The 23,407-nt window shown below is 65.9% G+C and carries 21 protein-coding genes and 1 riboswitch; of the genes, 14 read left to right on the top strand and 7 right to left on the bottom strand.

Features of this window, described 5'->3' with window-relative positions:
- Nucleotides 1–44: 44 nt before the first annotated feature.
- Nucleotides 45–1,730, bottom strand: a complete 1,686-nt coding sequence (gene ptsP, locus ABD687_RS08990) for a phosphoenolpyruvate--protein phosphotransferase (RefSeq protein ID WP_302264746.1) — start codon at nt 1,728–1,730, stop codon at nt 45–47.
- Between the two features lie 145 nt (nt 1,731–1,875).
- Between ptsP and ABD687_RS08985 the strand changes: the two genes are divergently transcribed.
- Genes ABD687_RS08985 through ABD687_RS08975 form a run of 3 tightly spaced genes read left to right on the top strand, consistent with a single transcriptional unit; the run spans nt 1,876 to nt 5,798 of the window.
- Nucleotides 1,876–2,598, top strand: a complete 723-nt coding sequence (locus ABD687_RS08985; protein ID WP_302264748.1) for a TetR/AcrR family transcriptional regulator — start codon at nt 1,876–1,878, stop codon at nt 2,596–2,598.
- A gap of 60 nt (nt 2,599–2,658) precedes the next feature.
- A complete protein-coding gene (locus tag ABD687_RS08980) occupies nt 2,659–4,656 on the top strand; it encodes a PTS mannitol transporter subunit IICBA (protein ID WP_302264749.1) in 1,998 nt (665 codons plus the stop codon).
- Nucleotides 4,653–5,798, top strand: coding sequence for a mannitol-1-phosphate 5-dehydrogenase (locus ABD687_RS08975; RefSeq protein ID WP_302264750.1), 1,146 nt, complete (start codon nt 4,653–4,655; stop codon nt 5,796–5,798). The genes ABD687_RS08980 and ABD687_RS08975 overlap by 4 nt, the downstream gene beginning before the upstream one ends.
- 138 nt (nt 5,799–5,936) lie before the next feature.
- Here ABD687_RS08975 and ABD687_RS08970 read toward each other — a convergent pair whose 3' ends face one another.
- A complete protein-coding gene (locus ABD687_RS08970) occupies nt 5,937–7,634 on the bottom strand; it encodes an HNH endonuclease signature motif containing protein (RefSeq protein WP_302264751.1) in 1,698 nt (565 codons plus the stop codon).
- A 212-nt stretch (nt 7,635–7,846) separates the two neighbouring features.
- On the opposite strand from ABD687_RS08970, the gene ABD687_RS08965 reads away from it, so the two are divergent.
- Complete coding sequence (locus ABD687_RS08965; protein ID WP_302264752.1) at nt 7,847–8,296, top strand: cytidine deaminase; 450 nt, start codon at nt 7,847–7,849, stop codon at nt 8,294–8,296.
- Between the two features lie 47 nt (nt 8,297–8,343).
- Here ABD687_RS08965 and ABD687_RS08960 read toward each other — a convergent pair whose 3' ends face one another.
- Nucleotides 8,344–8,811 (bottom strand): MarR family winged helix-turn-helix transcriptional regulator, encoded by a 468-nt coding sequence (locus tag ABD687_RS08960; RefSeq protein WP_302264753.1) that lies wholly within the window; start codon nt 8,809–8,811, stop codon nt 8,344–8,346.
- A 128-nt stretch (nt 8,812–8,939) separates the two neighbouring features.
- Between ABD687_RS08960 and ABD687_RS08955 the strand changes: the two genes are divergently transcribed.
- From ABD687_RS08955 to ABD687_RS08945, 3 genes are all read left to right on the top strand, one after another.
- Entirely contained in the window at nt 8,940–9,515 is a 576-nt protein-coding gene (locus ABD687_RS08955; protein ID WP_264270031.1) for an NADPH-dependent FMN reductase, read from the top strand.
- 219 nt (nt 9,516–9,734) lie between these two features.
- Complete coding sequence (locus tag ABD687_RS08950) at nt 9,735–10,847, top strand: glutathione S-transferase family protein (RefSeq protein WP_302264756.1); 1,113 nt, start codon at nt 9,735–9,737, stop codon at nt 10,845–10,847.
- Between the two features lie 135 nt (nt 10,848–10,982).
- Complete coding sequence (locus tag ABD687_RS08945) at nt 10,983–11,912, top strand: SDR family oxidoreductase (protein ID WP_302264757.1); 930 nt, start codon at nt 10,983–10,985, stop codon at nt 11,910–11,912.
- Between the two features lie 65 nt (nt 11,913–11,977).
- Here ABD687_RS08945 and ABD687_RS08940 read toward each other — a convergent pair whose 3' ends face one another.
- A complete protein-coding gene (locus ABD687_RS08940) occupies nt 11,978–12,712 on the bottom strand; it encodes a class I SAM-dependent methyltransferase (RefSeq protein ID WP_302264759.1) in 735 nt (244 codons plus the stop codon).
- Nucleotides 12,713–12,835: 123 nt separating this feature from the next.
- Here ABD687_RS08940 and ABD687_RS08935 point away from each other — a divergent pair, with 123 nt between their 5' ends.
- From ABD687_RS08935 to ABD687_RS08925, 3 genes are all read left to right on the top strand, one after another.
- Nucleotides 12,836–13,381: a GNAT family N-acetyltransferase gene (locus tag ABD687_RS08935; RefSeq protein WP_302264760.1), complete on the top strand. Its 546-nt coding sequence runs from the start codon at nt 12,836–12,838 to the stop codon at nt 13,379–13,381.
- 400 nt (nt 13,382–13,781) lie between these two features.
- Nucleotides 13,782–14,258: an NfeD family protein gene (locus ABD687_RS08930; protein WP_302264761.1), complete on the top strand. Its 477-nt coding sequence runs from the start codon at nt 13,782–13,784 to the stop codon at nt 14,256–14,258.
- Nucleotides 14,259–14,260: 2 nt separating this feature from the next.
- Entirely contained in the window at nt 14,261–15,814 is a 1,554-nt protein-coding gene (locus tag ABD687_RS08925; protein ID WP_302264762.1) for an SPFH domain-containing protein, read from the top strand.
- A gap of 139 nt (nt 15,815–15,953) precedes the next feature.
- On the opposite strand, the gene fdhA is transcribed toward ABD687_RS08925, so the two are convergent.
- The gene (gene fdhA / locus ABD687_RS08920; RefSeq protein WP_310292013.1) at nt 15,954–17,174 is read right to left on the bottom strand and encodes a formaldehyde dehydrogenase, glutathione-independent; all 1,221 of its coding nucleotides are present in this window, start codon (nt 17,172–17,174) and stop codon (nt 15,954–15,956) included.
- 267 nt (nt 17,175–17,441) lie between these two features.
- Here fdhA and ABD687_RS08915 point away from each other — a divergent pair, with 267 nt between their 5' ends.
- Together ABD687_RS08915 and ABD687_RS08910 are read left to right on the top strand one after the other, a co-directional pair.
- On the top strand, nt 17,442–18,470 hold the full coding sequence (locus ABD687_RS08915) for an RNase H family protein (protein ID WP_302264765.1): 1,029 nt from the start codon (nt 17,442–17,444) through the stop codon (nt 18,468–18,470).
- Between the two features lie 59 nt (nt 18,471–18,529).
- Nucleotides 18,530–19,693 (top strand): serine hydrolase domain-containing protein, encoded by a 1,164-nt coding sequence (locus ABD687_RS08910; protein WP_302264767.1) that lies wholly within the window; start codon nt 18,530–18,532, stop codon nt 19,691–19,693.
- Here ABD687_RS08910 and ABD687_RS08905 read toward each other — a convergent pair.
- Nucleotides 19,690–19,956, bottom strand: a complete 267-nt coding sequence (locus ABD687_RS08905) for a hypothetical protein (protein WP_310292016.1) — start codon at nt 19,954–19,956, stop codon at nt 19,690–19,692. The two genes, ABD687_RS08910 and ABD687_RS08905, sit on opposite strands and share 4 nt — an antisense overlap.
- 120 nt (nt 19,957–20,076) lie before the next feature.
- Here ABD687_RS08905 and ABD687_RS08900 point away from each other — a divergent pair, with 120 nt between their 5' ends.
- Nucleotides 20,077–20,853: an SGNH/GDSL hydrolase family protein gene (locus ABD687_RS08900; RefSeq protein ID WP_310292018.1), complete on the top strand. Its 777-nt coding sequence runs from the start codon at nt 20,077–20,079 to the stop codon at nt 20,851–20,853.
- A gap of 72 nt (nt 20,854–20,925) precedes the next feature.
- Nucleotides 20,926–21,648: a VIT1/CCC1 transporter family protein gene (locus ABD687_RS08895; RefSeq protein WP_264270019.1), complete on the top strand. Its 723-nt coding sequence runs from the start codon at nt 20,926–20,928 to the stop codon at nt 21,646–21,648.
- Between the two features lie 96 nt (nt 21,649–21,744).
- Here the strand turns inward: ABD687_RS08895 and ABD687_RS08890 are convergent, their stop codons facing one another.
- Entirely contained in the window at nt 21,745–22,422 is a 678-nt protein-coding gene (locus ABD687_RS08890) for an NADPH-dependent F420 reductase (RefSeq protein ID WP_264270018.1), read from the bottom strand.
- 773 nt (nt 22,423–23,195) lie between these two features.
- A riboswitch (glycine riboswitch) is annotated at nt 23,196–23,296 on the top strand.
- Nucleotides 23,297–23,407 lie beyond the last annotated feature (111 nt).

Below are 23,407 nucleotides of genomic sequence, written 5' to 3'. Positions count from 1 at the left end.
GCGGGCGGGGCAGGAATAATCCTACGGTGCGGCAGGGGAGCGGGTTACAGGCCCAGCTCGGTGAGCTCCGGCAATTGTTCGCGCACCGCGGCGCGTGCGGCCTCGGCGCTCGGGGCGGCCAGGGCCAGCTGCGCCAATTCGCCGGCGCGCTGAAGGGTGACGGTCTTGAGCACCGCGGCAACCGAGGCCAGCGACCTGGGGGACATTGACAGGGTCGAGACGCCCAGGCCGATGAGCACCACTGCCAGCGCCGGGTCCGCCGCTGCCTCGCCGCAGACGCCGACGGGCTTGTTGTTGCCCTCGGCCCGGGAGCCGGCGACGGTCACATCGATTAGCCGAAGCACCGCCGGCTGCCACGGGTTGTTCAGTGCGGCGAGCGGGCCCAGCTGCCGGTCCGCTGCCATGGTGTATTGCGTCAGGTCGTTGGTGCCCAGGGAGGCGAAGGAGACCTTGGAAAGAATGGCCTCGGCGCTGAGCGCGGCCGAGGGAACCTCGACCATCACCCCGGGGGTTGCCAGCCCCGCGTCGGCGCACATGGCGGCGAAGTCGGCTGCCTCGGAAGGCGTGGAAACCATCGGTGCCATGACCCACACCTCGGCGCCGGAAGCGGCAGCCGCGGTGGCGACGGCGGAGAGCTGGCGGGCCAGCACGCCCGGGGACGTGGTGTCGGTGCGGTAGCCGCGAACACCCAGTGCGGGGTTGGGCTCCGAAGCGTCGGTGAGGAACGGCAGCGGCTTGTCGGCCCCGGCGTCCAGCGTGCGCACCACGACCTTCTTGCCCACGAACGCGTCGAAGACGGCCTTGTACTCGGCGACCTGTTCCTCGATGGAGGGCTCGGTGTCGCGGCCCAGGAAGCAGAATTCGGTGCGCAGCAGGCCCACGCCCTGGGCGCCGGCAGCAGCTGCCTTCACGGCGTCCTTGCCACCGCCGACATTCGCCAGCAACGGGACCAGGTGCCCATCGGCCATCACGCCGTTGCCGTCGAAGACCGAGAGCAGCGCAGCGTTCTTCAGCCATGTGGCGACCGCCTGGCGTTCGGTATCGCCGGGTTCGGTGGAAATCGTTCCGGCGGCACCGTCGACGAAGACCTCGGTTCCCGTTTCCAGGGCATCGAGTCCCGGGGCTGCAACCACCGCGGTCAGGCCCAAGTCCCGGGCGATGATGGCGGTGTGCGACTGCGGTCCTCCGCCGGTGGTCAGCAGGGCGATGACCTTCGCCGGGTCCAGGGTGGCGGTGTCGGCGGGGGCCAGGTCCTCGGCGACGAGGATGAAGGGGGTTGCGGAGTCCGGGATGCCCGGGGCGGGCACCCCGCGCAATTCGGCGACGATGCGGGCGCGCACGTCCAGCACGTCGGTGGCGCGTTCGGCCATGTAGCCGCCGAGGGTGATGAGCATCTGGGCGACGGTTTCGCCGGATTCCCAGATGCTGCGTTCGGCGGAAAGCCCGCCGTTGATCATCTTGTTGGCACCCTTGAGCAGCATCGAGTCGGTGGCCATCAAGGCGGTGGCCTCGAGCACGGCCTTGGCCTCGGGGCTGGCGCCGGTTGCGCGGGCGCGCAATTCAGCCTGGACGCGGACGGCGGCTTCCTTGAGCGCTGCGACTGCCTGTTCCGCGGACATCGAGCCGTTCAGCTTTTCCCCTGCAGGCGGTTCGGTCAGCGCCGGGGGCATATGCCTGATGGCTCCGATGACGCGTCCGGGCGTGACGCCCACTCCTGAGAAGTTCAGCACTTATGTTCCTCGATCCGCTGGGATGCTCTTGGTTGCTTGGGGTGGCGATTGCGAGATGTAGCCGGGAATCACGCCTGGACTCGAGCATAATCCCGGTGTGTGATCCTCTTCATATAGCAATGTTATAGGTGCTAGGGTAGCAGTCATGAGTTTAGACTTCCAGCTTCCGCCAAGGGAAAGGCTGCTTCAGGCCGCCGTCGAACTTTTGGCGAATTCGGACGGGGCTCCTGTCTCGACCCGGAAAATCACCGAGCTGGCGGGGGTCACGGCGCCGACGCTGTACCACCACTTCGGGGACAAGGAAGGACTGTTCGACGCGGTTGTTGCCGTGGGTTTCGACCAATACGTCGCCAGTGAAACGGGCCTTGTCGCCACCGGAAAACCCCTCGACGACGTGCGGCGCATGTGGGACCAGCACGTGCGCTTCGGCATGGAGCAGCCGCATATGTACCTGGTGATGTTCGGCAACGTGCGCCCCGGAAACCGGTCCAACCGGCTGGCCGAGGCCGAGGCCTTGCTGCGGGACAAGCTGGATCGGGCAGCGGAGGCGGGCCACCTTAATGTGGCCCCAGCGGACGCGGTGCGCAGCATCCTGGCGGCGAACATCGGGGTCACCTTGATGCTCATCGCCGAGCCGGCCGCCGAGCGGAACTTCGAGCTCTCCGACATGACCCGCGATGCAGTGATCACTGCGGTGTCCTCGGAGGCCGGCATCACCGACTCCGCTTCCCCGGTGGAGACCTCCTCGGTCGTCGTGGCGGCCATTGCGTTGAACGCTGCCCTGGAGTCCTCCAACCCACAGCAACTGTCCAACACCGAAATGAAGATGTTCCTCGAGTGGCTGCACCGCATTTCCAAGACGTCGTAACCGTCCAGAATTGTCCGCCTATTACCTGCGACGCCGCAGGACAAACGATTAGGAAAAATCATGGCAACACCAACTGAGGCCGCCCCCCGGGCCGGCCTGCGGGTCAGGGTGCAGAAGTTCGGCACCTTCCTTTCGGGGATGATCATGCCCAACATCGGGGCGTTCATCGCCTGGGGTTTGATCACCGCGCTGTTCATTCCCGACGGGTTCTTCCCCAACGAGCAACTTGGCTCGCTGGTGGGCCCGATGATCACCTACCTCTTGCCGCTGCTGATCGGCTACACCGGCGGCAAGATGATCCACGGGGTGCGCGGCGGCGTCATCGGCGCGATCGCGACCATGGGCGTCATCGTCGGCGCCGACATCCCGATGTTCATCGGCGCGATGATCATGGGTCCGCTCTCCGCACTCGTCATGAAGAAGCTCGACGGCGTGTGGGAGGGACGGGTCAAGCCCGGCTTCGAGATGCTCATCGACAACTTCTCCTCCGGCATCGTCGGGGCGATCATGGCGATCTTCGGCATGCTGCTGATCAATCCGCTGGTCATTGCCTTCTCCAACGGCGCCGGCGCCGTCGTGCAGTTCCTGGTCAACAACGGCCTGCTGCCGCTGACCAGCATCTTCATCGAACCGGCCAAGGTCCTGTTCCTGAACAACGCCATCAACCACGGCATCCTCACCCCGCTGGGGACCGAGCAGGCCCTCGAGCAGGGCAAGTCCCTGCTCTTCCTGCTCGAGGCCAACCCCGGCCCGGGCTTCGGCATCCTGTTGGCGTACTCGATCTTCGGCAAGGGGCTGGCCAAGGCCTCGGCCCCCGGCGCCGCACTGATCCAGTTTGTCGGCGGCATCCACGAGATCTACTTCCCGTACATCCTCATGAAGCCCATCATGATCCTCGCCGCGATCGGCGGCGGCATGAGCGGGATCTTCATGCTGGTGCTCACCGGCGGCGGACTGCGTGCCCCGGCGGCCCCGGGCAGCATCTTTGCCGTCTTCGCGATGACGGCGTCCGACAGCTACCTGGGCGTCACCCTCGCGGTGGTGGCCGCCACCGTCGTCTCGTTCCTGATCGGTTCCTTCCTGCTGAAGATCTCCAAGGCCCCCGAGGGCGACGGACTCGGCGAGGCCGCAGCCAAGATGGAAGCCATGAAGGGCAAGAAGAGCTCGGTTGGTTTCGCGTTTGCCGGCGAGACGGGCAACGGTCCGGTCCGCAGCGTTGTCTTCGCCTGCGACGCCGGCATGGGATCGAGCGCCATGGGCGCCTCGGTGCTGCGCAACATGTTCAAGAAGGAGGGGCTGGCCGAGGTAAAGGTCACCAACTCCGCCATCTCAAACCTTTCCGACACCTACGACATCGTGGTGACCCATCAGGACCTGGCCGCCCGTGCAGCACCCGTGACGGCCAGCGCCGTGCACGTCTCGGTGGACAACTTCATGAACAGCCCTCGCTACGAGGAGATCCTCGAACTCGTCAAGTCCCGCAACGCGGAGCCCCAGGACGCCGTGAGCGTGGGTGCGCCGGCGGCAACCGAGGGTGCGCAAGCCGGCGAGGCACCGGCGGCCACCGCCCGGCACACGGCGAAACCGGCTGCTACCGAGCAGGACGCCCCGGCCCCGGCACGTCCCGAGGTCCTGGCGAGTGAAAGCATCATCTTGTCCGGCAGCGCCGCAACGCGCGACACGGCCATCGACGAGGCCGGCGCGCTTTTGCTGGCCCGCGGGGCGGTGAACCAGGAATATGTGGCTTCGATGCACACCCGCGAGGCCACCGTGTCCACCTACATGGGCAACTTCCTGGCCATCCCGCACGGCACGAACGAGGCCAAGGGAAACATCGCCAGCTCCGCGGTGTCCATCATCCGCTACCCGGAGGGCATCGACTGGAACGGCAAGGAGGTCAAGTTCGTGGTCGGCATCGCCGGGGTGAACAACGAGCACCTGGCGATCCTGGCCTCGATCGCCCGGGTCTTCACCGACAAGGCACAGGTGGCGCGGCTGGAAGCTGCCACCACGCGTGAGGAAATCCTCGATATCTTCGGAAAGGTCAACGCATCGTGAAGGTAGTACATTTTGGGGCCGGGAACATCGGCCGCGGATTCGTCGGACTGCTGCTGCACCAGGCAGGCTACGAGATCGTGTTTGCCGATGTGGCAGACGCGCTGATCACCGCGCTGGATGCGGCCGAGAGCTATGACGTGCACGAGGTGGGGCAGGAACCGCAGGTGCGCCGGGTCGACAACTTCCGCGCGCTGAACTCCTCCACCCAAACCGGTCGGGTCATCGCGGAGATAGCGACGGCGGACATGGTCACCACCGCCGTGGGGCCGCACATCCTGAAGTTCGTGGCACCGCTGGTTTCCGCCGGAATCGCCAAGCGCGACGGCGCACTGGCTCCACTGCAGGTGATGGCATGCGAGAACGCCATCAACGCCACCGACATCCTTGAAGCCGCGGTGCTGGCTGACGGCGCCTCCGACGCGCCGGCCGTGGGAGCCAAGGCCATCTTCGCGAACACCGCGGTGGATCGCATCGTCCCGAACCAGGCACCAGGCCAGGGCCTGGACGTCACGGTGGAAACCTTCTTCGAGTGGGTCATCGACAAGACCCCGTTCGGGGACGCTGTTCCGCAGATCGCCGGGGCGACGTTTGTGGAGGACCTGGGCCCGTACATCGAACGCAAGCTGTTCACGGTCAACACGGGTCACGCTTCGACGGCATACCTGGGGCATGCCGCGGGGTTGGAGAAGATCTCCGAGGCCATGGCCGACCCGCGGGTCTTTGCCAAGGTTGCCGCGGTGCTGGCCGAAACCAAGTCGCTGTTGGTGTCCAAGCACGGCTTTGCCGAGGCCGACCAAGAGGCCTACGTGCAGAAGATCCTGGCCAGGTTCTCCAACGAGTACCTGCCGGACACCGTGGTGCGCGTGGGCCGGGCGCCGCTGCGCAAGCTCAGCCGGCACGAGCGGTTCATCGGCCCGGCCGCCGAGCTGGCTGAAAACGGCATCAAGCCGGTGGCGTTGCTCGAGGCGATGGGTGCTGCGCTGCGGTTCAACGACCCGGAAGACACCGAGGCCGCCGAAATGGCCGGCATCCTCGCAGCGAATTCCAGTGAAGAGGCCACCGCGAAGATCACCGGCCTTGGAGCCGACCACCCGCTCTTCGGAGCGGTGGAATTACTGGTAAAGGACGTCCAAGCCGGCTAACACCGGGCTTTCGGTCCGTGAACTGGTCGAGGCGTGAAGTAGGGTGCAGGGGTTCTTCCGCAGATGGTGCGGTAGAACCCCTGCACCCTATTGTTTTGTGGAGTCGGGGGGTCCTGTGCGCTGGCAGGTCCCGGATTCCTAGAAGAGAGCGGCCTGGTTCTGCGGCCAGTAGGTGTTGCGACGCGGTAGCTGTTCGGGGTCGAGGTGCTTGGGCAATACGACGTGCGGGATGCCGTTGTGGATGACTAGTTCGAGCAGTCCGTTGTCGGCCATGTGGTGGTGGCTTGTGCAGCCGGGGGTGAATTTGTGGACGCTGGTGTGCCCGCCTTGGGCAAAACCGTCGATGTGGCACATTTCCAGGTGTTCGGGCGGGACGGTGCAGCCGGGGTAGAAGCATCCGCCGTCGCGGGCCAGCACGGCCCGTCTGACGTGGTCCGGGGCGAAGCGCATTTCCTGGCCGACGTCGAGGATTTCTCCTTGGCCGCCCAGGACCAGTGGAATCGTCCCGTCGGTGGCGAGGCGTCTTCGGACTTCGCTGATCGGGATTTCGAGTCCGTGGGCGCTCCAGCCGTTGCCCGTGGCAAGGCCGAGGAGGGTGTCGAGGCGGCAGTGGATGATCAGTTGGGCGGTGGGCAGCCCGGTGGCTCCCTTGCCCGGCGGTTTGCTGGGGGCGCGCATGAGGTTGAGCAGGGTCTGCAGGTGGCGTTGGGGAGGGGTCAGCCCGTCGGTGCCGTCGACGGTGGCGTTGAACGAGTCGATGAGTCCGGGTGCTGGATTGTCCAAGGTGTCGGTCCCGGTGGCTTCGGGGTGAGTGAACCAGTCCGGGCCGTCCGTGGTGTCGTTTGCACCGGATCCGTTGGTCCCGTTGCCGTCCCCGTTGGCATCGTTGATGTTGGTGCTGGGGTTCATGCCGGTGGCGGCCGCGGCCATCGCCTCGCGGTTCCCGGCAAGCGTGCGGGGGTTGTCTGAGGCAGCGAAATGGGAGAGGAAGACCTCGGCGTCGGTGTTCAGCATGCACACGGACATCCAGGTGTAGTGGCGGGTGCGTTTGGTGATGAAGATGCCGGTTTTCGCCCGGATGTCCTCCGGGGACGGTTCGGGGGTGGAAGTGTTGTCGAGTTCGTCGGCCAGGGAAGTGAACAGCCTATTGGTGGCGAGCGGAATGCCGGCAGCGACGGATTCGGCGACTTGTTCCTCGAGACGCGCGGCAAGGTCCGGGCTCTGGGTGTGAGATGCAATGGAGGGGGCGAGTTTGTCCAGCTTGCGTGCCGCAGCCGTGGCGGCGCCCAGCCGGGCTTTTCCGGCGTGGACCTGCTCGGCGAGCTTGGGGTAGCGGGGACCGCGGGTGTTGCCGTGGATGTCGACGTGGGGAAGAAGTGCATTGGCGGCGTGGAGCCGGTCGCGGGCGGCGAAGTGACTCAGGCCCAGGTCTCCCTGCAGGAACGCGGCAGTGTCCTTGAAGGGCATCAGCCCGGTCGGGACTGTAGCAGGGTCCGCGGGAAGTTCCCTCTCACCGCGGATGAATGCCGCAGGGTCCCGCGCAATCTCGCGGGCCTGATCGAGGTTCGGTGCAGGCAGGTCCTGGACGAGGGTGCGTTGGGCGGTGTGTGCGGCCCGGATCTGGGCGAGTTCGACCTGCCGATGGGTGCGCTCGATCGTGTGGGCGAACAATGCGGCCTGCGTGGGGGAGGTGATCTCCGCGGTGAGTTCGGCGGCGACTTCGTCGGTGCATTGGGCCAGGGCGTTGAGCAGGCGCAGCTTCCCGGCCGGTGACACTGGGTGTCCCGGATCGCCACCGTCCCCGGTGAGTGCCTCGATGAGCTGCTGCGTTTCCATGCCTCCCAGTGTGGAGCCCACGGGTAGGTGCGCGGCAAGAGAGGCGCAGGAAATGTGGATAACCGGGGCATGCTGTGGCCGTGATGGAACTCGGCGGACCAGCCCAAGGCACTTGGTGGGCAGGCGCCGGGCAATTGCCTGAGTTTCTGTTTGTCCGGGGTTACCTTCGTCTTGGAAGGCCATCAACTCGCCCGACGTGGCAGAATTGCCGCATGGACCCGAACCAAAAACTCGTTGAAGCGGCCATCGAACAACTAATGACCAGGTGGCCGGGGGCGCGGGATTCGGTTGCAGCCGCGGCCATCGTGCTGGACGACGGGCAAATCCTGACCAGCGTCAGTTTCGACAACTTCAATGCTGCGGCAACATTGTGCGCCGAAACCGGGGCGGTGGCACAGGCCTACACGCTGGGAAAGAAAGTTGTGGCTTCGGCCTGCGTCACCGGCGGAACCGAGGACGGAACTTTCCAGGTGCTGGCGCCGTGCGGCATCTGCCAGGAGCGACTTGCCGTGTGGGGACCCGAGGTCCTGGCCGCCGTTCCGGGATCGGCAGGTGGCGCCGAGTGGGAAATGCGCTCGTTGCGTGAACTGAATCCGTACTACTGGGCCACGTCCTTTACCGCGCAGGGCCAGTGGCCCTCAACGGCCGAACACGGCGAATAAGTCTGTTACCTCGGTCCCCGCAGGCGGCGCGGCGGCGCTCCTCGAGGTCACCAGAGTTCGCGCTCAACCGCCGCCGAGCGGATCTTTGAGAGCATCGCGCTGAATTGATCCTGCTCGTCTGCCGATAGCGAGTCGAAGAGCGTTTCCCGCACGAATGACACGTGCCCCGGAGCGGCGCTGCGGATGGTGTCCCAGCCGGCGTCGGTCATTTTGATGTCCTGGCCGCGGCCATCGCTGCTCGAAGCGCACCGCTCGATCAGGCCCTTGGCCTCCATGCGGCGCAGCAGGTGCGACACCCGTGAGCGATCCCATTCCAGGGCCGCTGCCAGATCGCCGGGACGCAAGGCCTCGGGAGCTGCCTGCGATACGGCGGCAAGAACTGAGTACTCGCCGCTGGACATGGCTGAATCGCGGGCCAGCTGGCGATCCATGGCCCGGGGGTAGCCCCAGAGGAACTCGCGGAACTCCAGCCATAGCTGTTGTTCGTCTTCGTTGAGCCAACGGGGCTCGGGCATGGTGTGCCTCACACTTCGGAAAAATTAGTTGACACGTCAATCGTCTCGCGGCAGGATGGAAATATCAAGTTTTAGTTGATGTGTCAGCAAATAGTCGACGCGTCTCGCCCAGTCCAAGGAGATCAAGCATGACCAAGATTGCCATCGTCACCGGTTCAACCCGTCCCGGCCGCAACAACGCCGGCGTTGCACAGTGGGTACTGGAACAGGCCCAACTGCGAGGCGACGCCGACTACGAGCTCGTCGACATCGCGGATTTCAACCTGGCGCTCCTGGATGAAGCCTACCCGGCTGCGTACCAGAACTACCAGAACGATGCCACCAAGGCCTGGGCCGCAAAGATCGCCGAATTCGACGGCTACGTCTTCGTCACTCCCGAATACAACCACTCGGTTGCCCCTGCCCTGGCCAACGCGCTGTCCTACCTGAACGCCGAGTTCGCCAACAAGGCAGCCGGCATCGTCTCCTACGGCTCCGCCTTCGGCGTGCGCGCCGTTGAGCACCTGCGCGGCATCCTGTCCGAGCTTCAGGTTGCCCACGTGCAGAAGACCGGCATGTTCTCGCTCTTCACCGACTTCGAGAACTTCTCGGTGTTCAAGCCGACCGAGCAGCAGGCCGCCTCGCTGGCTCCGGTCCTGGACCAGCTGGTGCCGTGGACCGTTGCGTTGAAGTCGGTCCGCGACTCCGCCATGGTCTCCGCCTAAGGCCTGAATACCTAAGCCTCGAATGGCGGGTCCCGCGCACCATGGGGGGCGGGACCCGGCCTTCGATCCTCCGTCCGGACCCATCCTTGCCGCAGGTGCTGACAAGCACGTGTGCGCGGTCCGACGGCAACACGGCCTGCCCGGGATCTTTCCCTCCCGGGCAGGCCGACTTCTTTTTCCGAGATGGTGCATCCATGCACACGAAACTAGGGTTGGGTTATGAGCGAAGACAAGCACAGCACCGCCGGTGCATATGTGACGGGCGCGGAATTCACGCGCGACACCAACTACATCCAGGACCGGATCGTCGCCGATCCCGACGGGGTGCGCGCCTCCGGAGGGCCGACCGCGGGCAGTATTGGCAATGTACACGCCGGTGTGGCCGAAGGCGCTGACCTGTGGCCCGTGGAGGCCGGGCGCTACCGGCTGGTGGCGGCACGTGCCTGCCCCTGGGCCAACCGCGCCATCATCGTCCGTCGCCTGTTGGGCCTGGAGGACGCGATCTCGCTGGGCACCCCCGGACCGGTGCACGATGTGCGCTCCTGGACCTTCGACCTCGATGAGGGCGGGGTGGACCCGGTGCTGGGCACCGAGCGCATCCAGGAAAACTACTTCAAGCGCTTCGCCGACTACCCGCGCGGCATCACGGTGCCAGCCATTGTCGATGTGCCCACCGGTGCCGTGGTGACCAACGACTACCCGCAGATCACCATGGACCTCTCCACCCAGTGGAAGGACTTCCACCGCGAAGGCGCCCCCGACCTGTTGCCGGAAGAGATGATCGAAGAGATGATGCCGGTCATCAAGCGCATCTTCACCGAGGTCAACAACGGGGTCTACCGTTGCGGCTTCGCCGGAAGCCAGGAATCCTACGACGAGGCCTATGACCGGCTCTGGACTGCCATGGATTGGCTTGAGGAACGCCTGTCCACCCGCCGTTTCCTGATGGGGGACTCGATAACGGAGGCCGACGTTCGCCTGTTCACCACGCTGGTGCGCTTCGACCCGGTGTACCACGGGCACTTCAAGACGAACCGGAACAAGCTCACCGAGATGCCGAACCTCTGGGGCTACGCCCGCGAGCTCTTCCAGCTGCCCGGATTCGGCGACACCGTCGACTTCGACCAGATCAAGAAGCACTACTACGTGGTTCACGAGGACATCAACCCGACGCAGATCGTTCCGGGCGGCCCCGACCTGGAAAACTGGCTCGAGCCGCACGGCCGCGAGGCGCTTGGCGGAAACCCCTGGGGCACCGGCACCGCCCCGGATCCGGTCCGCGAATCCGAGAAGGTCACGGCCGGGCACAACCCCCTCTACCCGCTGGGCTGATCGCGCACCGCGTCGCCACGTTCACCAAACACCCCGTCCGATCCCCCGGGCGGGGTCTTTGGCATATCCAGGGGCCGGAGAATCCATTGCGCCGGACTCTGGCAGTGCCACGTCTGCCGGGGCTAGCGTGGATACATGGACGGAGCAATCGACGGAGCATTGACGGGGAAGATCGCGCTGGTTGCCGGGGCGACGCGCGGCGCAGGCCGCGGGACCGCCATTGCCCTGGGCGAGGCGGGGGCCACGGTGTATTGCACGGGCCGCAGCACCCGCGCCGCGCGCAGCGAATACGACCGACCCGAAACCATCGAGGAGACAGCGGAGATGGTCAACGCGGCCGGCGGCCGGGGCATCGCGGTGGCAGTTGACCACCTGGACTCCCACACGGTGGCGGCGCTGGTGGCACGCATCGATGCCGAGCAGGGCCGGCTGGACGTGTTGGTCAACGACATCTGGGGCGGCGAAAAGCTCATCGGCTGGGACCAACCGATCTGGGAACACAACCTCGAGGCCGGCCTGCGGATGCTGGAACTCGGTGTGAAGACCCACTTGATTACCGCCCACCACGCGCTGGGGCTGTTGGCCAGGAATCCCGGAGGCCTGGTCGTTGAGGTGACCGATGGGACCCGGGCGTACAACCGGGAACACTATCGGCTCTCCACGTTTTACGATCTGGCGAAGAACGCGCCGCTGCGCATGGCCTTCACGTTGGCGCACGAGTTGAAGCAGCATCGCTGCGCGGCCGTGGCCCTGAGCCCGGGCTGGCTGCGCTCGGAGATGATGCTCGAGGCCTTCGGCGTCACCGAATCGAATTGGCGATCGGCCACGGGCGCGGACGGGCATTTTGCCGCAATCAGCGAATCCCCGCGTTTTGTGGGCCGTGCCGTTGCGGCGCTGGCTGCGGATCCCGACGTCTTTGCGCGCAGCGGAGGATCGTTCTCTTCCGGCGGGCTGGCCCGCGAATACGGTTTCACCGACGTGGACGGCTCGGCACCGGATTGCTGGCGGTACATGGTCGAGGTCCAGGACCCCGGGTTGCCCGCGGACGCCTCCGGCTATCGGTGAGAGACAGGGGTGGTGTTCCGGCATTAATCGCGCGGGCAGGGTCGCGGCGGAAAGCCAGGTGTCGTTCAGCGGTGCGCGAGAACGATGAGTTCGGCGGCTCCCCGGCCGACGGGTTCGCCGCTCCAGCCGCCCAGCACGGCATCGACATGCAACCCGGCGGCGAGCAGGTCTCCACGCAGCCGCCACTCGCTGCGGAAGGCAAGCACCGCGTCCTCAAGCTCGCGGGAGCCGTCGGCAAAAAGTCGGTGCTCGGTGATCTTCACCAGTCCGGCCTCGTGCGGCGCCGAATCGAGCCACAGGTGCAATCTGGTGCCGTCCGGAAGCGTGAACTGGTTTCGCGTGCAGGCCGGCGTCCAGCGTTCCCAGGCCTTCGCCCGGGGGTCGCGGGAGTCGAAGACCAACCTGCCGCCGGGGACCAGCACCCGCCGGATGTCGGCCAGCGTCCGGCGCCACTGGTCCTCGTCGATGATGGCCTGGGCCACGTGCGCGGTCATCAGGACGGTATCGAAGGCGGCGTCGGGCCCGAGCGCGGTGGAGGTGCCCTCGACCCACGTCACCGCGTCGGCACCGGGCTTGGCCCGCGCCGCGGCCAACGAGCCGGGATGCGGATCGATGCCCGTCACCTCGTGCCCGGCTCCGGCCAGCGCAAGGGTCAGCCGTCCGGTGCCGCAACCCAGGTCGAGCACGCGGCTTGCGGGCCGTTCGTTGACAAAGGTGAGGAAGAAATCGTCGTCGGCAGCCCAGCGGTTTTCCGCATCATAGAGATCGGCCCGCTGGGTTGCGCTCAGCAGTGAGCCCATGGATATGAGCCTATGCCCGCCGTCGCGGTTGTGCGGGCTCGAACACGCCGCATCCGGCTGACGGACGCGGCGTGGCAAGGCAGCGGCGCCGCCCATCGGGAACGTCGTGGAATGATGTGCTTCATGGAGATTTCCACGAAGCGCCTGGTCCTGCGGGAATTCTGGGAGGGCGACCTGGATGCGGTCCACGCCTTCGCCGCGGATCCGACGGTGTGCGCCTTTGTCGAATGGGGCCCGAACACCATCGAAGAGACGGCCGCGTTCCTGCGCCAGTGCGGGAAACAGCTGCTGGAGCCGCGGGAAACCATTACCCTGGCGGTGACGCGCGATTCCACGCCCATCGGCTCGATAGCGTTGATGCGTGCGGAATCCGATGTGGCCCGGGGCCCGGAAGAGGCCGAAATTGGCTACGTGCTGCGGGCCGATGCCTGGGGGTACGGCTATGCGGCGGAAGCGGCTGCGGCCATGCTGGAGCTGGCATGGAATGTCTTGGGGATTTCCCGGGTAGTGGCCACCTGCCGACCGGAGAATACCGGTTCGGTGCGGGTATTGGAGAAGGTGGGCATGCGGTGCGTCGACTACCTGCCCGGACACAAGCGGATCGATGGTGTGGACCGTGATTCGCTGCTTTTCGCAATGCGGTCCCCGCTGCGCTCACCCCACGCCTGAGCCTGGCCGCCCCGGGCGCGGTGCGTGGCCGGATCGACGGCCGGACTGGAGACTGCGTGGGCGCGGAACCCGAGGCCACGGTCGACGTTTCGATTCGTTCTTCGAAGAATCCGTCGGCGAGCACCACGGAGCCAAGCGCAGAGCTGCAGCTGGCGGGTGGCGGCGCTTGCCGCTGGCGAACCGACCCGCACGCGACGCCGCCTACCTGAATCTTTACGGCAAATGGATAGACTATATGTCAGGTGCAGTAATCGAGCTGTATCCCAGGCGGGCATCGATCCATCCCGTGTCGGGATATTTCCACACCTGGGAAAACCCCGGCGCAAAGTGTCTCTGAGTTTGCCGTACAGGAAACATGCTGCGCCATTCGGCCCCGCAAACAACTCACGAAAGAATCCGCATGCTCGCATTCGCAGTGATCGGAGGCGCTGGCCTCCTGCTCCTCATCGTGTCCATGACCCTGGGAGAGCTTGTCGATTTCTTCGACGGAATCATCTCCACCACTGCCGTCGGTGCGGCAGCCACGCTTTTCGGCGCCGCGGGTGCGATTGTGTTGCTCAACAACGGCCCACTCTTTCTGGCCTACAGTGCCGGAGCCCTGCTGGGAGTAATTGGCATCGTCGGCGTAGCGCTGCTTGCCCGAAAGATGGCTCGTATCTCCAACGTCCAGCCGCACGAAGTCATCGGACTTCTTGGCGTAGCCACCACCGACATCACTGACATCGTCGGGAAGGTTCAGCTGGACCACCCCGATGAAATCAATCAGCGCCTCGTATTTTCAAGCAGCCCTATCGAGAAGGGCACACCAATTGCCGTAGTGGCGATTGTTGGAGACCGCATCAGGGTCGCATCCACCTCTGAACTGAACGGATTTTAACCATGGGTTTTGCCGCAAATGGAACCGTCGTCGCCATCGTCGCCATCCTCGCCGTACTTGTTGCACTCGTCTGGTACGCCACCACACGATTAGTCACTGTCGCACCCAACCAGGCAGTGATCCGTGCCGGTAAGGGCGCCAAGGGCCAAGTCCAGATCTTCACCAAGGGCATTGTGCTCTTCCTGCCGATCATCCACCAGAAGTTTGTGATGTCCCTGGAACAGCGCCAGGTGGAACTTGCCGTGGAAGGTGTTGACAAGAACTTCATCACCACCTCGGTGACGGCCAGCCTGAACTTCAAGTTTGACGACTCGGTGGAGGGCATGAGCAAGGCCGTCCAGCGTTTCCTGACACACTCCAAGGAAGACCTGAACGCTTCGGTGACCAAGTCTGCCGAGGGAGTGCTCCGCGGCATCGTTTCGGCGATGTCGGTGGAAGACGCCAACAACAACCGCAAGGAATTCCAGGACCAGTCCCTGGAATCGGCGGTCACCCAGTTCGCGGAACAGGGCATCCAGATCGACGCCTTCAACATCTCCTCGGTCAGCACCCCCTCGCGCACGGTGATCGGCCCGGACAACATGCCGACGACCATCGACTACCTGGAGGAAGTCGGAAAGCCGGGCCTCGAACGGGCCAAGCGTGAAGCACGTGTGGCCACCTCCAAGGCCTTCCAAGAATCGGAAGCCGCACGCATTGAGCAGGAAGGCGCCACCGCCGCCCTGATGCGTGACCTCGCGATTAAGAAGTCCGAGTTTAAGGCCGAGCAGGACCGCGCCGAAGCTATCGCCGATGCCGCCAAGGGGATTGCCAAGGCCGAGCAGGACGTCACGGTTGCCGCCCTCGAGCGCAAGGCATTGACCGAGCAGGCCCTGGTGGAGCAGGAGCGCCTGGATATCGAAGTGCACAAGCCGGCCGACGCCCAGGCCTACAAGATGCGTACTGACGCAGAAGCCAAGCGCGACGCGGACGTCTTCAGTGCCACCGCGCGCGCCAACTCGAAGGCCATTGAGGCGGAAGGCTCCAAGAAGGCGTCCATCGCCGACGCCGAGGCACGCGCCGCGGCAAAGACGGTTGAAGCCGAGGCCTCCAAGAACGCCGAGGTGTTCCAGGCCCAGGGCGAGGCCTCGGCCATCGAGCTAAAGGCCCGGGCGGAAGCCGACGCCGTGCGCGTGCGCGGCGAAGCCGAAGGTGCTTCCATCGCCGCCATTGGTGAGGCAACCGCCAAGGCCGAAGATGCGAAGGCCGTGGCCCTGACCGGCCACACGCAGGCGTCACTGGCGTTCCTTGCAATCAGCGCATTGCCGGAAATCGTCAAGGCCAGCTCGGATGCCGTGTCTGGCATCGACAACTACACGGTGATCAGTTCGGACGGCGCCTCGGATGCGGTCAAGCAGGCCAATCGCATTGTCGCCGAGGGGCTTGCCATGATCAAGGGCAGCACCGAGATCGATATCGCCGGAATGCTCTCCGGGCTCCTAGGAACCACTGCGGCGCCCGTCTCTGCCTCGGCTCCGGCCGGGGCATCGGATGAGTTCGTGGCCGAGCGGAACTAACCCACACAGTGAAGCGCCCCGTTCAATGGGACGGGGTGCTTCAGTGTGTGGCGATGCCGCCCGCATAGGCTTCGGGTGAGGCGATGACGGTGCGGGCGGCCGCCGGCGGTCCCGGAAGCCCGCCGGCGTCCGCGGCGGTCTAGTTGGAGAGGTAGCCGTTGGGGTCCAGGACGTACTTGGTGGCGGCGCCGGCATCGAATTCGGCGTAGCCGCGCGGGGCGTCGGCGAGGGAGATCGCCTGGGCGTTGACGGCCTTGGCGATGTGGATCCGATCGTGCAGGATGGCCATCATCAGCTGCCGGTTGTACTTCATCACCGGGCACTGGCCCATGGCGAGGGACAGGGACTTGGCCCAGCCGGTGCCCAGGGAAAGGGAGAGGCTTCCCTTTTTCGCCGCGTCGTCGACGGCTCCGGGGTCGCCGGTGACGTAGAGCCCGGGGATGCCCAGGGAGCCTCCGGCGACGGTGAGGTCCATGAGCGAGTTCAGCACCGTTGCCGGGGCCTCGCGCGCCTCGGCGCCGTGTCCGTGCCCGCGGGCCTCGAAGCCCACGGCATCGATGCCGCAATCCACCTCGCGCACCCCGAGCAGCTGTTCGATCTGGTCTGCCGGGTCCCCGGAGCCGACGTTGATGCCCTCGCAACCGAAGGAGCGGGCCTGGGCCAGGCGGTCCTCGTTCATGTCGCCCACGATGACCACCGCGGCCCCCAGCAGCTGGGCGGACGCGGCGGCGGCGAGCCCGACGGGCCCGGCGCCGGCGACGTAGACGGTGGAGCCGACGGTGACCCCGGCGGTGACCGCGCCGTGGAAGCCGGTGGGCAGGATGTCGGAGAGCATGGTCAGGTCCATGATCTTCTCCAGCGCCTGGTCCCGGTCCGGGAACTTGAGCAGGTTCCAGTCGGCGTAGGGGACCAGCACGTATTCGGCCTGGCCGCCGACCCAGCCGCCCATGTCCACGTAGCCGTAGGCCGATCCGGGCCGATCCGGATTCACGTTCAGGCAGATCCCGGTCTTGGTCTCCTTGCAGTTGCGGCAGCGTCCGCAGGAGATGTTAAAGGGGACCGAGACGATGTCGCCGACCTTGATGAATTCCACGTCCGGGCCGGTCTCGATGACCTCGCCGGTGATTTCGTGCCCCAGGACCAAGCCCGGGGGAGCGGTCGTGCGGCCGCGGACCATGTGCTGGTCCGAGCCGCAGATGTTGGTGGCCACGGTGCGCAAGATGACCCCGTGCGGGACCTTGCGGCCCACGTTGGCGGCGTTCACCCCGGGGCCGGCCTGCAGCTCAAAGGTGGGATACGGGGTGTCGATGACCTCGACGACACCGGGCGACTTGTAGGCGACGGCCTTGTTTTCAGACATGGGCAGCAATACCTTCCGCAGTTTTCGCGTGGCGGACGGGACCCTGGCGACCCGGCGACGGACGGAATGCCCCCGTGCCGGTCAATCCCCGGCGCGGGCGGCTGCACTTCGGTCGTCGCTGGCGGTGGTGCATGGTGCCGCGGTGCCCGGGCCCATCCTTGTCGCCCCAGCCTACGACGCCCCGGCTGACATGGCCATAGTCGCGTCGATGCCCGCCGAAGCGGGCCGATGTGAAAGCGTCGGTGGGCTCGTGGCAGGATTGAAACCATGACGATCACCGCAGCCGCAGACGGATCAGCCCTCGGAAACCCAGGACCCGCAGGATGGGCCTGGTACATCGACGACGACCATTGGCGTGCCGGCGGCTGGGCGCACGGCACCAACAACATGGGCGAGCTCATGGCGGTCCTGGACCTCTTCCGCTCCACCGCCCACCTGCCCGACGAGGACTTGCACATCCTGTGCGACTCGCAGTACGTGATCAACTCGGTGACCAAGTGGATGCCGGGCTGGAAGAAAAAGGGCTGGAAGAAGTCAGACGGCAAGCCGGTGCTGAACCTGGACCTGCTCCAGGAGATCGACGCCGCCATCAAGGGCCGCAAGTACACCTTCGAGTGGGTCAAGGGCCATGCCGGCCACGAGCTCAACGAGGCCGCCGATGTGCGGGCGCGCGACGCGGCGACCGCCTACCAGTCGGGTCGTGAACCCAATGCCGGACCGGGGCTTGAGGGGGCGCCGGGCGCCGGGGAAAATGCCGACCCCGCCGAGCCCGCGTCACCCGAGGCACCCGGTGTGCTGGTTCTGGAGGACCTTGGCGCCGTGTCGGCGCCCGTGGCGACGCCGGACAGCTTGGCTGCCACGGAACCCACGGAACCCGCAGAGTCCGCGCCCGTGGCCCCGGTGCCCGAACCGTCCGCCCCGCGAGCCACCGATCCCTCGGCCAGCAGCGCTGCGGAACTGCAGATGGTCTTCGAGCTGGAAAGCGAATTGCTCTCACCTGCGGTGCGAGGTGACCTGGACGAGGTCATGGCGTTCCTGCACCCGGAGTTCCAGGAGATCAGCCGTGACGGTTCGCTGACGGACCGCTCCACCATTATCGCCGCGCTCACCGGCGGTCATGCGCTGCCGGCCGGCGGTGCCCTTCAGGTGCTTGCCGCCACTCCGTGGGGCCAGCACAAGGTGCAGCTGGCGTACCGTCTGTTGGCAGGGGACCAAGTGATCCTCTGTTCATCGTTCTGGCAGCAGGTCGATGAACGCTGGCTGCTGCGTTACCGGCAGGAAACTCCGGCCAGCTGAGTACACCATTGTCACGGTCCGCAACGGGAAACCTCCCGGTAATGGGTAATGTGGTGCGGGTGACTACGCAGACGAACACGATCAACGTCATTGACCAGCGCTTCGCCCCCGTGGCGGACCTGCTGGGCTCCTTCGCCGCCGCCGACCCGGGATATTCCGCGCAACTGGCCATCTACCAGGCCGGAAACCTGGTGCTTGACGCCAGCGTGGGGCAGGACTGCACGCGCGAGACGATGACCGGGGTTTTCTCCTGCTCCAAGGGCGCCGGCGCGCTGGTCATCTCGCTGCTGGTGCAGCAAGGACTGTTGGACCTCGAAGCCCCGGTGGCCGTGTACTGGCCGGAGTTTGCTGCGGCAGGCAAGGCGGGCATCACCGTGGCCCAGCTGCTGAGCCACCAGGCCGGCCTGCCAGGCGTTGAAGGCGGCTTCACCCAGGAGGAACTGGTTGACTCCCGGCTGGCAGCCGGCATCATGGCCGCCGCCGCACCGCTGTGGAACGCACCCGGGATCCATTCCTACCATGCGCTGACCATGGGCGTCTTCATGGAGGAACTTGCCCGGCGCTGCGCGCAGGAGTCCCTGCAGGACATCTTCGAACGCCGCATTCGTGCCCCGCACGACATTGACTTCTACCTGGGTCTGCCCGAGGAGCTTGAGCCGCGCTTCCGCCCGGTGCTCAAGGACAATGCCCTTGAACCGGCGCCGTTCATCGACCCCTTCTCGGCGTTTGGACTCGCGCTGAACTCGACCGGCGGCTTCGACGGACCCAAGGGGCCGAGCTTCGACATCATCGATGTGCCGAACGAACGAACCATCCGCGAGGCCGGCCTGGCCGCTCTCGGCGGGGTGGGCAACGCCCGCGGCCTGGCCAGGCTCTATGCCGCGGCCACCACGGGGTTCGTGGACGAATCCGGGGACGAACACGCCCCGTTCCTCACCGCCGAAACCATTGCCGCGGTGAGCCAGGACCGGGTGTACGGGCTGTCCCGGGCCAATGGGATGCCCGGGGCCTTCGGCATCGGGTTCATGAAGGCGCACCCGAACAACGACTTCGGTTCCGCCAGGGCCTTCGGACACGACGGGGCGAACGCGTCGCTGGGCTATGCGGACCCGGCCTACGGGCTGGCGTTGGGCTACGTCCCGGCGCGTGCCGAGGCCAATGGCACCGGCTCGCGCGGCGGGCAACTCAGTGTGTTGTCGCGCCAGGTGCTGCTCTCCTCCTAGATGATCCCGGAGGATGCCTCGTTCACGTCGTGGCTGCCGCTGATTTCATCAAGCCACGGGATCTGTGCCGGATCGACCGGCTGCCGGGTGGCCACGAAATGAAACCGGACCTCTTCCTCACGGGATTCCGAGGCCGAATGGCCGCCTTCCGGTGTTCCGGCAACGGGCATGGCTTGCACGAAGCCGTCCGGTGGGGAAATCGGGCGGGCTGACTGCCGCCTGTTGGTGGTGTGGGGTGCCGGATGGCGTTGTCTGGTCTTCATGCATTCCACCGTGCCCCTCCAAGCTAAGCGCCCGCTGTGCCCGGGCTCGGTGCAACCCCGTGAAGCGAGGACACGCGGCACGGGCCGAAGACGGTCGGCGCGTGCCGCTAGGCTGAAACCGTGGAATTTTCGAAACGATTTGTGGCATTGGGCGATTCCTTCACCGAGGGCATGGGGGATGTCGATCCGCTGCGGCCCCACCAGGTGCGCGGTTGGGCCGACCGCGTGGCCGAACAGCTCTGTGCCGACCCGCGGTGGGGGTATGCGAATCTGGCCATCCGCGGCAAGAAGGTCGGCCAGGTCGTCGCCGAGCAGTTGCCTGCCGCGCTCGCACTCAAGCCCACGCTTGTCACCTTGTACATGGGCGGGAACGACATCCTGCGCCCGGCGGTGGACATCGACTCGCTGATGGTCGCCTACCGGGATGCGGTGGCGCAACTGGCCGCCACCGGTGCCGCGGTGGTGCTCTTCACCGGTTTTGATTCCAGCGGTTCGGCCATCTTCGAAAAGACCCGCGGCCGTACCGCCATCTACAACGAGGCCGTCCGCGAGATCGCAGATGAATTCGGTGCCGTGATTGCCGACTACTGGCGTTGGCGTGAATTCCGGGACTGGCGCTACTGGTCCACCGACCGCTTGCACATGAACACAGCCGGACACACGCTGTTGGCGGCGAAGGTGCTGCGCGTGCTGGAACACGAGGCCCACATCGAGGTGCCCGAGCTCTCGGCACCGACTGCCAAGTCCCGCATCGAAAGGCTGCGCGAGGATGCCGTCTGGGCCAGGGAATACCTGGCACCATGGGTCAAGCGCCGGCTCACCGGGACTTCCTCGGGCGATTCGCTGCGCCCCCGCTTCCCCGACTTGGTCTCCCTGGAGGCGGCGTCAGCGCCGTAGGACCTGCCCGTCCCGCCGAATGCGAGGAACGGCCGCTGGCGAATGCGGCGGTCTGGTGCTTTGCTGGTGTCCATGGACCAGCAGGAGATGCAGCATGAGGGCGAACCCCACGACCAGGGCCTGGCCGAAAGGCTGAATTGGCTGCGGGCCGGGGTGCTCGGCGCCAATGATGGAATCGTCTCGGTGGCAGCGGTCGTGGTCGGCGTCGCCGGTGCCACCACGGCCACGGGTCCGGTGGTGGCTGCCGGTGCCGCCGCTGCGATCGGCGGCGCCATTTCCATGGCGCTGGGAGAGTACGTCTCGGTATCCAGCTCGGCTGACTCGCAGAAGGCGCTCATTGAAAAGGAGCGCCGGGAACTGGCCGAGATGCCTGAGGAAGAACTGGCTGAACTCGCCGGTCTCTACGAGGCCAAGGGGCTGAGCCGCGCAACGGCCCAGCAGGTTGCCCGGGAACTGACCGAGCACGACGTGCTCAAGGCACACCTCGATGTCGAGCTGCAGCTGGACGAGGACGAGGTGCTCAACCCGTGGAATGCCGCAATCGCCTCGGCCATCGCGTTCACGGTGGGTGCGGCATTGCCCTTCGCCACGGCGGTGTTCCTTCCCGTGGGCCTGAGGATTCCGGTGACGTTTGCGGCGGTGCTGCTGGCGCTTGCGGTGACCGGGGCGACGGGCGCGCGGCTGGGCGGGGCCTCGGTGCTGCGGCCCACCCTGCGGGTGCTGATCGGAGGGGCCGCGGCGCTCGCCGTCACGTTCGCCATCGGTTCGTGGCTAGGCGTCTCGGGAATCGTCTAGGCCCGAACACCTCCAACCGAGGCAACGCACGAGGGGACGGAACCGCCGGTGGCGGTTCCGTCCCCTCGAATATCCCGGATTGGGCAGGCGGGGGTCTTAGCCCACGATCGTCAGCGCGGTTCCCCAGTTGAAGTCGGGCAGCGCCGGATTGACCTGCATGGCCATGACCAGCAGCTGGAAGCCCTCGAGCTCGCGGGCGTGGTGCAGGCCACCGACCTCCAACGGGCGCATGCCGGCGGCGATGACGAATGCCGCTACCTCGCTGCGGGCGGATTCCTCGCCGGCAACGAAGACATCAAGCGGCTTGCCGTCGGCGGAGCCGGAAGTCAGCGGACCGGCGAAGGTCGTGTTGAAGGCCTTCACGACGGTGGCGGAGGTCAAGGCGGAGATTTCCTCGGCGGCCGAGCTTCCTGCAGGGGTGGTCAGCGAGTCAAAGGTTGCGAAGTCCACCGGGTTGGTGATGTCGACCAGGATCTTGGAGTCCAGGGCCGAACCCTGGGCGGCGACGTATTCCTTGGCGGCGTCGAAGGGCAGGGCCAAAACGACGATGCGGCCAGCCGGGACTTCGGCGGTATTCCCGCTGGCGATTCCGGTACCGAGCTCGGCGGCAAAGGTGGCTGCGGTCTCGGTGGAGCGGGCCAGGACCTGCAGGCTCTTGCCGGCGGCGATCGAGCGTGTTGCAAGCGCGCGGCCCATGTTGCCGGTGCCGATGATGGTGATGTCGATGTTCATGTCGTTCTTCTTTCCAAAGAGTCGAGCGAGGAAGTTCTTCATGTGATCCTCAAATCCTGTTTGTTGAACCTTCAAGTGATACGGTAGACCCCTAATGGTTGAACTGTCAAGTATTTCAGGATGAATCCGTTGAAAATTGTTTGCGACGCCCGGGTGTGGACCGTGGATGCAGCGGGAAGTGCCCTGCTGAGGTGTGAAAATCTTGAGGATCATGCGCCCGGATGCGAAGGGTTGGAGGCATGGCTGAGAGCGGGGGCTGGAAGGCGTGATCGGAAACCGCGTCCGTCGGAGGGTCGGGATGGTGGGCAAGCACGAGAGTGCGGGGGTTTATGCTGCTGGCCACCCCGCTGTTCATCATTGCTGCCGGGCATTTGGCCGCGCGTGTTGCCATGGACACGAACGCCCGAGCGGCGCGGCTGTGGGCTGATTGCCATCGTGATTTCGTTGGCCGCCGGTGCGGGGCAGCGGTGGGCGTGGTTTCGACGCAGCGCCAGGCGTCCGGCATGGGTGTGGATTGTCGGACTTGGCGCGCGGGCTGTTCCCAATGGCCGGGATCCTTGCCCTGAGCCTGCGATACCCGCTGCTCTCGCATGCCCTTGTCGATGTGGGCAACTTGTCGGTTTCGTCTTCCTCAATCTCTAGGTGCCTCCAGGATCGTGAACTGCCGGGCCAGGGTTCGCCCGGGGTGCAATGTGTGCCCTCGCGCAGGAGTGGCCCGCGTAAAAGACGTGTTGCTTCATCCAGGCATGTCCGTGTTGTCTGGCTCACGCATCGCCGGTAGGATGGTGATCGTGCCTCGAAGGGGGCGCAGCCACTGACATGCGGCGGGAGAGTCCCGTTCAACGAAAGTTGGTCGGGCGCCGTAGGAGCAATTCCTCCCCGGGAAACTCTCAGGCCCCCGTACCGCCGCGAAGAGGCAACTCTGGAAAGTAGCAACACCGCCGTTCGGCGGTGCGGCTCACCGAAGGTGCAAGCGTGCCCCGCCCTCACGGACCGGCGCAACGCGGAAACTCTCAGGTCAAGCAAC

Origin of the sequence: Paeniglutamicibacter sulfureus (assembly GCF_039535115.1) — a bacterium.
In the GTDB taxonomy this organism is placed as follows: Bacteria; Actinomycetota; Actinomycetes; order Actinomycetales; family Micrococcaceae; genus Paeniglutamicibacter; species Paeniglutamicibacter sulfureus.
The sequence above is the reverse complement of the archived record's forward strand: the minus strand, read 5'-3'. Positions and strand labels throughout refer to the sequence as shown.

Bases quoted from the DNA above. Each gene is read 5' to 3' on its own strand.
- fdhA (WP_310292013.1), bottom strand. From the start codon at position 17,174: ATGTCTGAAAACAAGGCCGTCGCCTACAAGTCGCCCGGTGTCGTCGAG.
- ABD687_RS08980 (WP_302264749.1), top strand. From the start codon at position 2,659: ATGGCAACACCAACTGAGGCCGCCCCCCGGGCCGGCCTGCGGGTCAGG.
- ABD687_RS08965 (WP_302264752.1), top strand. From the start codon at position 7,847: ATGGACCCGAACCAAAAACTCGTTGAAGCGGCCATCGAACAACTAATG.
- ABD687_RS08970 (WP_302264751.1), bottom strand. From the start codon at position 7,634: ATGGAAACGCAGCAGCTCATCGAGGCACTCACCGGGGACGGTGGCGAT.
- ABD687_RS08930 (WP_302264761.1), top strand. From the start codon at position 13,782: ATGCTCGCATTCGCAGTGATCGGAGGCGCTGGCCTCCTGCTCCTCATC.
- ABD687_RS08945 (WP_302264757.1), top strand. From the start codon at position 10,983: ATGGACGGAGCAATCGACGGAGCATTGACGGGGAAGATCGCGCTGGTT.
- ABD687_RS08890 (WP_264270018.1), bottom strand. From the start codon at position 22,422: ATGAAGAACTTCCTCGCTCGACTCTTTGGAAAGAAGAACGACATGAAC.
- ABD687_RS08955 (WP_264270031.1), top strand. From the start codon at position 8,940: ATGACCAAGATTGCCATCGTCACCGGTTCAACCCGTCCCGGCCGCAAC.
- ABD687_RS08925 (WP_302264762.1), top strand. From the start codon at position 14,261: ATGGGTTTTGCCGCAAATGGAACCGTCGTCGCCATCGTCGCCATCCTC.
- ABD687_RS08915 (WP_302264765.1), top strand. From the start codon at position 17,442: ATGACGATCACCGCAGCCGCAGACGGATCAGCCCTCGGAAACCCAGGA.
- ABD687_RS08985 (WP_302264748.1), top strand. From the start codon at position 1,876: ATGAGTTTAGACTTCCAGCTTCCGCCAAGGGAAAGGCTGCTTCAGGCC.
- ABD687_RS08895 (WP_264270019.1), top strand. From the start codon at position 20,926: ATGGACCAGCAGGAGATGCAGCATGAGGGCGAACCCCACGACCAGGGC.
- ABD687_RS08960 (WP_302264753.1), bottom strand. From the start codon at position 8,811: ATGCCCGAGCCCCGTTGGCTCAACGAAGACGAACAACAGCTATGGCTG.
- ABD687_RS08905 (WP_310292016.1), bottom strand. From the start codon at position 19,956: ATGAAGACCAGACAACGCCATCCGGCACCCCACACCACCAACAGGCGG.
- ABD687_RS08950 (WP_302264756.1), top strand. From the start codon at position 9,735: ATGAGCGAAGACAAGCACAGCACCGCCGGTGCATATGTGACGGGCGCG.
- ABD687_RS08935 (WP_302264760.1), top strand. From the start codon at position 12,836: ATGGAGATTTCCACGAAGCGCCTGGTCCTGCGGGAATTCTGGGAGGGC.
- ABD687_RS08940 (WP_302264759.1), bottom strand. From the start codon at position 12,712: ATGGGCTCACTGCTGAGCGCAACCCAGCGGGCCGATCTCTATGATGCG.